The organism is Reinekea marina, from assembly GCF_030409715.1.
In the GTDB taxonomy this organism is placed as follows: Bacteria; Pseudomonadota; Gammaproteobacteria; order Pseudomonadales; family Natronospirillaceae; genus Reinekea; species Reinekea marina.
Genome location: NZ_JAUFQI010000001.1, coordinates 2079255 through 2091056, shown reverse-complemented (window position 1 = coordinate 2091056; position 11802 = coordinate 2079255). Strand labels below are relative to the sequence as shown.

The window sequence follows — 11802 nt, the reverse complement described above, 5'->3', positions numbered from 1 at the left end:
CCATTTTATGTCAAAACCTACGCTTATGATTTCCTAGGTTTTAAAGCGAAAGAAAGCGAGTTTGAAACTGATGTTTTTGGAATGCCTGACATCGTTGGAGTATACGAAAATGACGTAAATGGTAACGTTGTAAGCTATAAACACTATGTAGGGGACATCAATGGAGACCCATACTTCATTGAAAAATTCCAATATGACTTAAACGGTAACGTTGTAGGTTACCAATATTACAAATGGGAAATCTACGGATTAGCCGATTGGATCGAAACTTTTGAATTCGATGAAAATAATAATTTAACTCTTCATACTATTATAGATGAAATCGAATCTGATGAATTTAAAGGTACATATGTTCAGGTATATTCGGGAAATAGTAGAACTACATTATTTACAGGCGTTGGCGATGGTTATTTCCTAAATTCCGAAGGATTTTATACCTATCAATACGATGCTGCGAATAACTTACTAAGTGAAAGTATTGATTATGGAAATGATGGCAATATTGATGAAGAATATATATACACCTATGACTCAAATAATAATTTAACGAGTAATATTATCGTTCAACCTAATCGCAATGAAAAAATATCCATTGCTTACACTTACAATCAATATGATCAATTATTGAGTCATTTTCATTCCTATATGAATCTGAGCAACGATGAAATTACAAGTTTTGAGAATAAGTCGTACGAATACGATGAAAATGGCAAACTCATCCTAGAAACCTGGGAATTTAATAACGCACTATCTAATAAGACTATTCAATACCATTATTCAAATGACAATGACCCATGGTGGAGCCTATTTAATACCCTGCTGCGTCATCAACGCGAACATTAAATAATGTCTAAATGGGCCTATTATTAGGCCCATTTTTATATTTTAACCCTCTATATGAGCCTCTAAAATTACTCTGTAGGACAGATGGAATATTTATGACTTTAAAATCATTTAGGCGTCAAAAACTAACAGCCTTCGCCCTCACTCTGCCACTTTTATTAACGGCATGTTTCGAAAGTAAATCTGATAATAGTTCTAGCTCTGGTGACGTTAAGCAAGGTCAGTTCATTGAAAGTGCCGTTGGCGGTTTACGTTACGTAACACCGTCACGAGAAGGCATTACGGCTATTGACAAGGGTACATTCGAATACCTTGAAGGTGAATCCGTCAGCTTTTATCTTGGTGAGTTACTACTTGGTCAAGTAGAAGGCAAAAACATTGTCTCACCGTTTGACCTAGTCGGCATAGAGCCATTAACGGGTGATGCATTATACCCTGCCCTGTTAAACACCGAACAACTCACACCTATGCAAAAAGTACTAGGCATTGCGACGCTATTGCAAACCTTAGATCGTGATAATAATCTGGAAAACGGTATTGATATACCGACACACATATCGGCCATGTTTACGGAGAATAGTTTAGATTTTACGGCAGACATTAAAAACCTTAAACACAGTCAAAATTTATCGAGCTATTAAATCGAGCTATGCAACGAATGGCTTTGATGGGCCTCGACAACTACGCCGGCCCTGGCAGGTCATGCAGCACTTATACTCAAGTCTCGACATTGACAGTGGTTTAAAAGTTCTGCGTAGTGTAAGTGTGAATAACGAAGATCAAGTTTACAATTTCACTTACAATACTCAAGGGCAGTTAATCAGTAAGGAATGGTATAGACTTCCATCAACAGACCCCGATGAAACGACTACATACGAGTACGATGACAACAATGGAAATCTAACCACCCTCTCAGTATTCAGTAGCACCGAGCCCGATCCGATTAATATAACGACCTTTTCTTACGATATCGCTGGAATCAAAACACAAGAAAGTCATTATTTTTACACCAGTGTAACTGAACCGCCTGAGGAGGTTATAAGCTTTGAATATAATGATCGCGGTGATGTAATTACACGAACTACATCTGATGGTAGTCCATATTTCAGTGAATCAAATTATATTCATACTTACACTGAACTTGGTCGAACCAGCATTGTTTCTCATTTTCCTAAAGTTAGTCCTGAAAGTTATAACGATGACCTTCACAGCTATTTATTTGATACTTTGGGCAATACCACTAGCTTATCAATCGACGACGATAACAATGGTTCGATAGATAGAACTCAAACATACCTGTATGACAGCTATAACAACTTTACAAAGTCGACCTACAATGCGTCTAGCACCACTTACGTAAACAACTACGACAGTAACAACTCTGGTTGATGGAGCCTTTTTAATAATATTTTAAATTAAAATAAAGCAGGATAACCAACGCGTTATCCTGTTTCTTTAAACCTTCACTATTTAATCTTTAAGAATTAGTTAATTCGATTTGCTATGCAATCGCAACAGCGTAGCAATGTATAACCCACCTATTACCATCCCAGGCGCCATAGATAAAAGTTTATTGGGTGTTAAGAAGACGGTATGAAGTACAAAAGGAATGGATACAAGCAGTGCCATGGTGATCAAATACGACCATAATAGATAATGCGAAAAATGCTGGAGCTTTTTCATTAAAAACAACGCGGTATAGCCTGAAACTAACGTCGAAGTAAACGCAAAACTGCCTTGAATCATGAAAGCAGTTATTGCGATGCTATAGCCGAATTCGAAATTAGAATAACTAGCCCAAGTGCCATAGAACATTAGTGCTAAAATGGCTGTTAGTTTTGGTTTTTTAAGCAGTTTTAACATATGTGATCATTGGCTAGTCATAATGACTTTGACCAAAAAAGATTATTAAAGTTCCTATTCAACGCCACTTTAGCTTTTCATGTAAGGTTACAACTTCTCCAACTATGGTCAGAGTTGGCGCTTGTGGTTTTTCCCGCTCAACAATTTCAGGCATGGTCGCTAAAGTGCCGATAAATACTTTTTGTTCCGGAGTTGTGCCTTTTTGAATTAACGCTATCGGCGTTTCAGGTGATCGACCATGTTGGATTAACTGCTCACAAATAAAGTTAATACCATTTAATCCCATGTAGAAAACTAGAGTCTGTTTCTGAGCGGTAAGCTCCGCCCAAGGTAAATTTGCACTTCCATCTTTTAAATGCCCAGTCACAAAACGAACAGATTGCGCATAATCGCGATGAGTTAGCGGAATACCTGAATAGCTAGAACAACCCGAAGCCGCCGTAATACCTGGAACAACTTGGAACGGAATATTTTGCTCTGCTAAGAGTTCTATTTCTTCACCGCCTCGGCCAAAAATGAATGGATCTCCGCCTTTCAATCTTAGAACCCTTTTGCCTTCGAGTGCTAAGTCAACCAATTTTTGGTTTAGGGCTTCTTGAGGTAATGCATGATTAGCGCGTCGTTTTCCTACGTATATTCGCTTGGCATCTCGGCGTACTAATTCCATAATGGCATCGGAAACTAACGCATCATACAAAACCACATCGGCTTGCTGCATTAGCCGTAACGCTTTGAAGGTTAATAAGTCAGGGTCCCCAGGTCCCGCGCCTACTAAATACACCTCACCATTAGCTCTTACTTCGGGGCTTTCCAACTGTGATTGCAATACTTGCTCTGCTTCGGCTTTACGGCCTGCATAGATATGTTCAGCTGTAACACCATTGATGATTTTTTCCCAAAAATCACGTCGATCGTCTAACTTAGTAAATGTTTGTTTCACTTTATTACGGTATTTGGCGGCCAGTTGTGCCAAGTGACCAAAACTCGCTGGGATGGTGCTTTCGAGCTTAGCGCGCACCGAACGTGCTAATACAGGCGCTTTCCCACTTGAAGTAATGGCAATGACTAAGGGGCTGCGATCTACAATAGACGGAAAAATTACGTTACAAAGCTCGGGCGAATCAACCACATTTATAAGTAACCCTTTCGATTTTGCTAACTGGCTTACCTGCTGATTAAGCTCTGCTATTTCAGTGGCCGCAATAACCAGCTTAACACCGTCTAAATCTTGAGCTTCGAACGTTTTTAAATGACAGTCGCACTGTGGGTTATCTTGAATATCAGGCCTAATATTGGGTGCCACCACTTTAACACGAGCATCCCCTTTCGTGATTAAGGTGATTTTGCGCAATGCAATATCACCACCGCCCACAACAAGAACTGTTTCATTGGTAAAACGATGATACAGTGGAAAATATTCCATCTTAAATAAACCTTTCTTTCGGTATTTTTAAATTCAATGAGGTATAAAAAAGGCTGAGATCAACTCAGCCTTTCTGGGATATTTATGCGTTCGGGATGAATTCTTTCCCGCCCATATAGTTTCGTAAAGCGTCAGGAACAATCAAGCCATCTGCAGTTTGATAGTTCTCTAAAATCGCCACTAAGGTGCGCCCTACGGCTAATCCAGACCCGTTTAACGTATGAACAAGTTCTGTTTTCTTCGTTTCTGGATTACGGAACCTCGCTTGCATGCGTCGAGCTTGATAATCAGTCATATTAGAGCATGAAGATATTTCACGATAAGTATTTTGAGCCGGAAGCCAAACCTCTAAATCGTAAGTTTTCGCCGCGCCTATACTGATATCGCCGCCACAAAGTACCACTTTACGGTAAGGCAGCTCTAACTTTTGCAAAATAGCTTCAGCGTGGCCTGTTAGCTCTTCTAATGCCTCAAAAGACTTAGAAGGCTCAACAATTTGAACTAACTCAACTTTTTCAAATTGATGCTGACGAATCATTCCACGAACATCTCGGCCATAAGAACCCGCTTCAGATCGAAAACAAGGCGTATGTGCCACCATTTTAATGGGCAGCTCTTTAGGCTCTAATATGTCGCCTCGCACAGTGTTTGTTAAGGGCACTTCTGCCGTTGGAATGAGATAATATTCTTGCTCAAAATCAAGCTTAAACAGGTCTTCACCAAATTTTGGCAGTTGCCCAGTGCCAAACAAGGAATCCTTGTTCACCATAAATGGTACAGCTGTTTCAGCATAGCCATGCTCTTCTGTTTGGACATCCAGCATAAATTGTGTCAACGCTCGGTGCAGTTTAGCGACAGGACCGCGCATGACCGCAAAACGACTTCCGGTTAGTTTAGCGGCGGTTTCAAAATCTAACCCTCCTAAAGATGCACCCACATCTACGTGATCTTTTACCTCAAAGTCGAATTGTTTAGGATCGCCCCACTTTGCGACTTCTACATTATCTTCCTCATCTTTGCCTTCTGGCACAGATGCGTCAGGAATGTTTGGAATACTGTATAAAATGTCATCAATTTTGCTTTGAATTTCTTTTAATTCAGCTTCTTTAGTGCTTAATGTAGCGGCAATACCATCTAACGTTTCTTGAACTTTAGCTTTAGCTTCATCGGCGCTCATGCCTTGACGTACGTATTCACCAATAGCTTTAGAGGCTTTTTTACGCTCGGCTTGTAACTGCTCTGTTTCAATCTGTAGGGATTTACGACTCGATTCAAGCGACTGAAAAGCTTCAACTGGCAAGGTATAACCTTTAACTTTTAATTGGGTCGCTATAGTGTCTATATCGAGTCTGAGCTGCTTTATATCCAGCATTTAGTACTTATCCTTACAGTTAAAAAATTAATTTCCCGGCGCCAAACCCGATGGCCACCGCAATGATACAAATAATGACCGAAGCGATCATGTAGAGCAACGCTAAGGTATATTGATGTTGCTGTAGCAACGTTAAGCCTTCAAGCGCGAAACTTGAAAACGTCGTAAAAGCCCCTAACAAGCCGACTAATACGAATCCTCGCCATCCAATAGGAAGGTTCGGGTATTTTAAAGTGAAGAACACAAAAGCCAAGCCCATTATAAAACAACCTAGCGCATTCACAACAAAGGTTCCCCACGGGTATAAACTACCGTGTAGACGATTAATGTAAGTAGTTAGGGCAAATCGCCCCATTGCACCAACGCCACCTCCAAGCCCTATGATGAGCCAATGCCAAATATTCATATAGGTCATTTAGAGTCCTTTCGTGAAGCAGCATCTTCATCTAGCTTCTGCAGATGCTCTAGTTTTCGTGCAATTTTTATTTCTAGACCTCTTGAAACCGGTTGATACAAATTTAATCGGCCTAACTCCGAAGGCAAATAGGTTTCTCCAGCTGCATAAGCATCAGGTTCGTCATGAGCATAGCGATACTCAGTGCCATAATCGAGATCTTTCATTAAGGCTGTGGGTGCGTTTCGAAGATGCAAAGGAACGTCAAAACTTGGTTGTGACTTGATCAATGCATTCATTTCATTAAACGCCTTATAAACGGCATTCGACTTAGGTGCACTGGCTAAGTATATCGCACATTGAGCTAAGGTTAACTCACCTTCAGGTGATCCTAGCCGTGTTTGAGTATCCCATGCATTGAGAGCCAATGTGAGTGCTCTGGGATCGGCGTTACCGATGTCTTCTGAAGCAATTCGAACCATTCTTCTGGCTAGGTAAATAGGATCAATACCACCATCGAGCATTCTACATAGCCAATACAGTGCTCCATCTGTTGAAGAGCCGCGAACACTTTTATGAAAGGCTGAAATTTGATCGTAAAATTGCTCGCCACCTTTATCAAACTTTCTTGGTTGTGCTTGCAAGAGCTCTGCGATGTTGGTTGCGTTAACCGATTGGCCTTCGGTAAAGAAATCTAGCGCTATTTCAATCATATTCAAAAATCGGCGTGCGTCGCCATCGGCATAATGAATCAGCTGAGCTAATGCCTCATCGTTTAAATCTAATTGATTAACCCTTGAGTCTTGTGCCTTGGCCTTTTGCCATAAATCAATAAAGTTCTCATGGGACAATGCTTTTAATACATACACTCTGGCCCTTGAGAGAAGCGCTGAATTTAATTCAAAGCTTGGATTTTCGGTGGTTGCTCCAACAAAAATAAAAGTACCATCTTCTACATAAGGCAATAAAGCATCTTGCTGAGACTTATTAAAACGATGAATTTCGTCTATAAACAAAATGCTGTTATCGCCTCGAAGCTTGGCTTGTTTGGCCTTTTCGGCGGCAATCTTGATATCTTTTACACCCGCTTGTACAGCCGATAATGTTTCAAAATGAGCGTCGACTGCGGACGAGAGTATTCGAGCAAGGGTGGTTTTACCTACGCCAGGAGGCCCCCAAAAAATCATCGAGTGAATATTTTTTTGATCCAGCGCTTTTCGTAACGGCTTGCCATTCGCTAATATATGCTCTTGACCGACATAACCTGAAATATCACTTGGACGTAAAATTTCGGCTAGTGGACGGTAACCTTCAGTTGGCTCACTAAATAAATCTTGCATTACATTTGCTCAAACAAGTCCGTGCCTTCTGGTGCTTTAAACTCGAAAAAAACATCGCTTACGGCAACATTGACGTCTACATCGCTAAAAATGATCAATGTTTGTTGATCGAGTTCATCTAAGATTCGAATCTCTGCTATCACACCTTCTTTATAAAGAATGGTCAGTTCCGAAATCAAAGCGGACTCATCCAAAGGATAAAGTTTATAGGCAGTAAAAGTATCATCGCCAGCCTCTAACACTTCATATTGCTCAGTAAGGGTTGTGTTTGGCTGTGCAAGTATCATGGCTGGTGATTGCATAAGCTGTTCATTTACAGCTTGGTAAGTAGCCTGTTCTAAATCAGGGTCGTAAACCCACAAAGTTTCACCATTAGAAATAATTTGTTGGGGAGCTGGCTCTAGTACCTCCCAAAAAAACTTCATAGGTCTGGAAACAGTTAGTAGACCAGTCGATTCTTCAATAACTTGTTTATTTGCTTGTAAGGTCCGTTGAATAAAGTTGGCTCGCAGAGTATCCGTCTGCTGTAGCCGTGAAATTAAATTATTTTTAGCTAAACTGTCGGCGAAACTATATTGCATTGTGATTAAACAGGTAAATATTACTGATAAAAGTCTCATTTGAATCCTTTACATAGGTGGCGGAGGTGGCGCGAGAACTTCGCGTGCACCGTTATGACCAGGAGCACTGACTACACCGGCATTTTCCATTGCTTCGACAAGTCTCGCTGCTCGGTTATAACCAATTCTTAGCTTTCGCTGAACAGAAGAAATCGAAGCTTTTCGAGTTTGAGTTACGAAAGCAATGGCCTCATCAAACAAGGCATCCGATTCAGGGTTGTCACTGTCTTCAAAATTTGGAACGCCAGGAATTTCGGTATCGCCTGCTTGGGTAATCTCTTCTAAATAATTTGGCTCACCTCGACGCTTCCACTCAGCAACAATGGCGTGAACTTCATCATCATCAACAAACGCACCGTGAATACGTTCAGGTAAGCTGGTGCCTGGTGGCATATACAACATATCACCATGGCCAAGCAGCTGCTCTGCTCCACCCTGATCTAGAATGGTTCGAGAATCGATTCGGCTCGATACCTGAAAGGCTATTCGGGTTGGTATGTTTGCCTTAATTAATCCAGTAATCACATCAACCGAAGGACGTTGTGTTGCCAGGATTAAATGAACGCCCGCGGCACGCGCTTTTTGGGCTAATCGTGCGATTAACTCCTCAACTTTTTTACCAACAATCATCATCATGTCGGCAAACTCATCAATCACGACGACAATATATGGCAGCGCCTCAAGCTCTGGTGCTGGCGCACCCGGCTCTAATGACTGGAGTGGATCGTAAAGCGGATCAATAATAGGCTCACCGTTTCTTGCCGCCTCAGTTACCTTTTTATTAAAGCCTCCAATATTTCGAACGCCTACAGCGGCCATAAGCTGATATCGGCGCTCCATTTCAGCAACACACCAACGCAATCCGGCTGCGGCTTCTTTCATATCAGTAATAACGGGCGTCAGTAGATGTGGTATGCCTTCATAGACTGACAGTTCCAACATTTTGGGATCGACTAAAATTAACCGTACTTCTTCAGGTGTTGCTTTGAATAGCAAGCTGCAAAGCATAGAGTTAACCCCGACGGATTTGCCCGAACCTGTAGTACCTGCAACCAATAAATGCGGCATTTTGCCCAAATCAGCTACTACAGGAGAACCTGATATATCATGCCCCAGCCCTAATGTGAGCGGACTTTTAGCTTTATCGTACAAATCTGATGCGAGTACATCATTTAAACGCACAATGGCGCGCTGTTCGTTCGGAATTTCGATACCAACGGTTGTTTTGCCTGGGATAATCTCAACAACACGCACACTGACAATGGCCATTGACCGAGCCAGATCTTTGGCTAGATTGGTTATTTTAGAGACTTTAATACCAGGTGCAGGCTGAATTTCGAATCGAGTAATTACAGGGCCTGGCGCTACCTCAGTTACTTCAGCAGATACGCCAAAGTCTTTTAATTTTATTTCAAGTAAACGCGACATCGCCTCTAGCGCTTCTGCACTGTAGCCGTGCGTCGGATCTCCTTCAGAGCTGGTGAGCAGATTTAGCTCTGGAAGACTTCCAGATGGGATTGAATCGTCGAACAACGATTTTTGTTGCTCTTTTACACTGCGCTCACTTTTATGTACTGTCTTTTTCTTTAGCGGCTTTATTTGCGGCGGCTTGCGTTTAGATTGCTTCTCTAATTGAACTTCTAAATTTTGTTTTCTTTGGGTGACTACCCGCTTAACTTCGGCCTGCTCTGAGGCTAATTTTAGGCGTTTCTGCCATCTTTCTTTTAACCAAAGACCTGCATCAAATACTCGCTTACCAATGCCATCAACTACTTGCAACCATGAGATGTGTGCCGCGAGGGTTAGCGATAAAAAACCAATCAATAGCAAAATTAAGGTACTGCCAGTTAAACCAAATAATGGGAAAAACCATTCTGAAAACGTAATGCCTAAATACCCGCCCGCACTGCCTTCTGTAGCGCTGCCAACATGCACTGTTAACAAGGCACAACTGACAATAACAAATACAACCCAGCCAACCGCTCTTAAACATAATATGAGTGGATTCCATGGTTCTGGATTTTTGCGATCGCGAAACACACACCAAGCCCGATAAAATGCAATGGCAGGCAAACCATAACTGAAGGCTCCAAACAAGGTAATCAGAAAAGACGACACCCAGGCACCGGCTTCACCGGCCAAATTTGTAGTTTGAGCTTGAGAGGACGCATAAGCCCAACCATTGTCAGAAGGATTATGGCTTAATAAAGCAAGCAGCAAAAACAACCCGAATGCTAACGAAAGTATCCACATAGCATCGTGTATAAAGCGAGTTTTCATTTCGCCTAAGCGGCCATCTGATTTATAAGAATTAAAACGTTCGGACAAAAGGTCCCCTTTCTGATGTTGTAACTGTGAAATTAGACTATAAGATACCACTAACTCTTTGAATTAGTGACCTTTTTATGCCACAACTAAGCTGGCTACAAGCTGAACAAGCGCCTAATTTTCCAGACACTTCACTCGCACTCACAGAGCCGGATGGGCTTTTAGCCGCTGGCGGGCAATTGTCCGTTGAATGGCTATTAAGTGCCTATTCTAAGGGAATTTTCCCCTGGTATTGTGACGGAGAGCCGATTTTATGGTGGTCTCCTTCCCCACGCATGGTTTTAACACCCGGACAGGCTCATATTTCTCGTTCGCTAAGAAAGCATTTTCGCACTCAGTCGCTTGAAATTAAAGTCAACCAGTGCTTTGCTGATGTAATAAACCAATGTTCCAAGCCACGCTCTACATCAGATAGTACTTGGATCATCGAGGAAATGAGAAACGCTTACGTAGATTTACATAAAGAAGGCTGGGCGCATTCTATTGAGGTTTTTCAACAAGAAAGGCTCGTAGGCGGCTTATACGGAGTGGCGATTGAATCTGTTTTTTATGGTGAAAGCATGTTTTCATTAACGTCTAACGCTTCGAAATACGCGTTTATTGCACTCAGTGAATGGGGTAAGCAACACGGCTTAACAATGATTGATTGCCAACTTTACAACCCGTATTTAGCCAGTATGGGCGCTAACTTAATTGAACGTGACGTTTTCGAACGGCAATTGCCCAGTGCTCGCGTAAAACTGCCGTTCAACAATGTTGTCAACTTAACCGATTACCTAAATAGAGCCTTTACTACGCCATGAGCAATTCAACTCAATCAACGGGCGATACAATTGCCCTATATCGCACTGGCGAACATAAATGCAGCTACTTGCCCGACCAACTCTCACGGACCATTTTTGTTGACCCGGCACATAATTTTTCTGAGCAACTGTATGAAGAATTAACTCATTCAGGCTTTCGTCGCAGTGGTCAGCACCTATATCGCCCAGATTGCGGCACATGTTCGGCTTGTATCGCAACGCGAATTCCTGTGGCTCAATTTAATATGAGCAAACAACAGCGACGTATATTTAATAAAAATAGAGATTTAAACGTTAAAATCGCCCCATCGGAATTTAGGCAAGAAGACTACGATCTTTTTGAAAAATACATCAATATTCGCCATAAAGACGGTGACATGTATCCTACCAATCCTGAGAGCTACACTGACTTTTTAACTTGTCGACCTGATATTTCCTTTCAAATTAGACTATTCGAGGGAGAAAAGCTGATCTCTGTTGCCGTGACCGATAAAATTCCCAGTGGACTTTCAGCTCTCTATACCTTCTTCGACCCAGACTACGATAAGCGTTCACTTGGTACGTTCAGTATCTTGGCTCAAATAGAAGTGACTAAAATGAATAATCTACCCTATTTGTACCTTGGCTATTGGGTAGAGGGTTGCCAAAAAATGGAATACAAAACAAAGTACCAACCCATTGAGCTTTTAAAAGACAAAAAGTGGCAATCTATTGATTCAATTAGCCTTTAACCTAGTTTATTTGCAATAAATTTTTGCTAATTGGAGGTTTTTCAGGCAGAATTCGCGCCGTTCCTAAATTATCAAAGGTCTGCAA

At 41.6% G+C, this 11802-nt stretch carries 16 protein-coding genes; 6 read left to right on the top strand and 10 right to left on the bottom strand.

Going from position 1 to position 11802, the window contains the following annotated elements; genetic code table 11:
* Window positions 1-33 precede the first annotated feature (33 nt).
* Both QWZ13_RS11060 and QWZ13_RS11055 read right to left on the bottom strand, forming a co-directional pair.
* Window positions 34-192, bottom strand: a complete 159-nt coding sequence (locus tag QWZ13_RS11060; RefSeq protein ID WP_290281822.1) for a hypothetical protein — start codon at window positions 190-192, stop codon at window positions 34-36.
* Window positions 193-388: 196 nt separating this feature from the next.
* Entirely contained in the window at window positions 389-535 is a 147-nt protein-coding gene (locus QWZ13_RS11055; protein ID WP_290281821.1) for a hypothetical protein, read from the bottom strand.
* Window positions 536-624: 89 nt separating this feature from the next.
* Between QWZ13_RS11055 and QWZ13_RS11050 the strand changes: the two genes are divergently transcribed.
* Both QWZ13_RS11050 and QWZ13_RS11045 read left to right on the top strand, forming a co-directional pair.
* Entirely contained in the window at window positions 625-843 is a 219-nt protein-coding gene (locus QWZ13_RS11050) for a hypothetical protein (protein ID WP_290281820.1), read from the top strand.
* An 11-nt stretch (window positions 844-854) separates the two neighbouring features.
* Complete coding sequence (locus tag QWZ13_RS11045) at window positions 855-1484, top strand: hypothetical protein (RefSeq protein WP_290281819.1); 630 nt, start codon at window positions 855-857, stop codon at window positions 1482-1484.
* Between the two features lie 165 nt (window positions 1485-1649).
* Here the strand turns inward: QWZ13_RS11045 and QWZ13_RS11040 are convergent, their stop codons facing one another.
* Entirely contained in the window at window positions 1650-1772 is a 123-nt protein-coding gene (locus QWZ13_RS11040; RefSeq protein WP_290281818.1) for a hypothetical protein, read from the bottom strand.
* A gap of 161 nt (window positions 1773-1933) precedes the next feature.
* Between QWZ13_RS11040 and QWZ13_RS11035 the strand changes: the two genes are divergently transcribed.
* Complete coding sequence (locus QWZ13_RS11035; RefSeq protein ID WP_290281817.1) at window positions 1934-2122, top strand: hypothetical protein; 189 nt, start codon at window positions 1934-1936, stop codon at window positions 2120-2122.
* The gene (locus QWZ13_RS11030) at window positions 2071-2232 is read left to right on the top strand and encodes a hypothetical protein (protein WP_290281816.1); all 162 of its coding nucleotides are present in this window, start codon (window positions 2071-2073) and stop codon (window positions 2230-2232) included. The genes QWZ13_RS11035 and QWZ13_RS11030 overlap by 52 nt, the downstream gene beginning before the upstream one ends.
* A gap of 99 nt (window positions 2233-2331) precedes the next feature.
* Here QWZ13_RS11030 and QWZ13_RS11025 read toward each other — a convergent pair whose 3' ends face one another.
* From QWZ13_RS11025 to QWZ13_RS10995, 7 genes are all read right to left on the bottom strand, one after another.
* Complete coding sequence (locus QWZ13_RS11025) at window positions 2332-2706, bottom strand: hypothetical protein (RefSeq protein WP_290281815.1); 375 nt, start codon at window positions 2704-2706, stop codon at window positions 2332-2334.
* 58 nt (window positions 2707-2764) lie between these two features.
* Window positions 2765-4129 carry a siroheme synthase CysG gene (cysG, locus tag QWZ13_RS11020; protein ID WP_290281814.1) on the bottom strand — a complete coding sequence of 455 codons (1365 nt, stop codon included), beginning with the start codon at window positions 4127-4129 and terminating at the stop codon, window positions 2765-2767.
* Between the two features lie 82 nt (window positions 4130-4211).
* Window positions 4212-5501 (bottom strand): serine--tRNA ligase, encoded by a 1290-nt coding sequence (gene serS / locus QWZ13_RS11015; protein WP_290281813.1) that lies wholly within the window; start codon window positions 5499-5501, stop codon window positions 4212-4214.
* Window positions 5502-5520: 19 nt separating this feature from the next.
* A complete protein-coding gene (crcB, locus tag QWZ13_RS11010) occupies window positions 5521-5916 on the bottom strand; it encodes a fluoride efflux transporter CrcB (protein WP_290281812.1) in 396 nt (131 codons plus the stop codon).
* The gene (locus QWZ13_RS11005; protein WP_290281811.1) at window positions 5913-7235 is read right to left on the bottom strand and encodes a replication-associated recombination protein A; all 1323 of its coding nucleotides are present in this window, start codon (window positions 7233-7235) and stop codon (window positions 5913-5915) included. The genes crcB and QWZ13_RS11005 overlap by 4 nt, the downstream gene beginning before the upstream one ends.
* Complete coding sequence (gene lolA / locus QWZ13_RS11000; protein ID WP_290281810.1) at window positions 7235-7855, bottom strand: outer membrane lipoprotein periplasmic chaperone LolA; 621 nt, start codon at window positions 7853-7855, stop codon at window positions 7235-7237. Before lolA ends, QWZ13_RS11005 begins: the two co-directional genes overlap by 1 nt.
* 9 nt (window positions 7856-7864) lie before the next feature.
* Complete coding sequence (locus tag QWZ13_RS10995; RefSeq protein WP_435407004.1) at window positions 7865-10183, bottom strand: DNA translocase FtsK; 2319 nt, start codon at window positions 10181-10183, stop codon at window positions 7865-7867.
* A gap of 77 nt (window positions 10184-10260) precedes the next feature.
* Between QWZ13_RS10995 and aat the strand changes: the two genes are divergently transcribed.
* Together aat and QWZ13_RS10985 are read left to right on the top strand one after the other, a co-directional pair.
* The gene (aat, locus tag QWZ13_RS10990) at window positions 10261-10986 is read left to right on the top strand and encodes a leucyl/phenylalanyl-tRNA--protein transferase (RefSeq protein WP_290281809.1); all 726 of its coding nucleotides are present in this window, start codon (window positions 10261-10263) and stop codon (window positions 10984-10986) included.
* Window positions 10983-11717, top strand: coding sequence for an arginyltransferase (locus tag QWZ13_RS10985; RefSeq protein ID WP_290281808.1), 735 nt, complete (start codon window positions 10983-10985; stop codon window positions 11715-11717). The genes aat and QWZ13_RS10985 overlap by 4 nt, the downstream gene beginning before the upstream one ends.
* Window positions 11718-11802 lie beyond the last annotated feature (85 nt).

Bases quoted from the DNA above. Each gene is read 5' to 3' on its own strand.
- QWZ13_RS11045 (WP_290281819.1), top strand. From the start codon at position 855: ATGGGCCTATTATTAGGCCCATTTTTATATTTTAACCCTCTATATGAG.
- QWZ13_RS11035 (WP_290281817.1), top strand. From the start codon at position 1,934: ATGGTAGTCCATATTTCAGTGAATCAAATTATATTCATACTTACACTG.
- QWZ13_RS11025 (WP_290281815.1), bottom strand. From the start codon at position 2,706: ATGTTAAAACTGCTTAAAAAACCAAAACTAACAGCCATTTTAGCACTA.
- cysG (WP_290281814.1), bottom strand. From the start codon at position 4,129: ATGGAATATTTTCCACTGTATCATCGTTTTACCAATGAAACAGTTCTT.
- serS (WP_290281813.1), bottom strand. From the start codon at position 5,501: ATGCTGGATATAAAGCAGCTCAGACTCGATATAGACACTATAGCGACC.
- crcB (WP_290281812.1), bottom strand. From the start codon at position 5,916: ATGACCTATATGAATATTTGGCATTGGCTCATCATAGGGCTTGGAGGT.
- QWZ13_RS11005 (WP_290281811.1), bottom strand. From the start codon at position 7,235: ATGCAAGATTTATTTAGTGAGCCAACTGAAGGTTACCGTCCACTAGCC.
- lolA (WP_290281810.1), bottom strand. From the start codon at position 7,855: ATGAGACTTTTATCAGTAATATTTACCTGTTTAATCACAATGCAATAT.
- aat (WP_290281809.1), top strand. From the start codon at position 10,261: ATGCCACAACTAAGCTGGCTACAAGCTGAACAAGCGCCTAATTTTCCA.
- QWZ13_RS10985 (WP_290281808.1), top strand. From the start codon at position 10,983: ATGAGCAATTCAACTCAATCAACGGGCGATACAATTGCCCTATATCGC.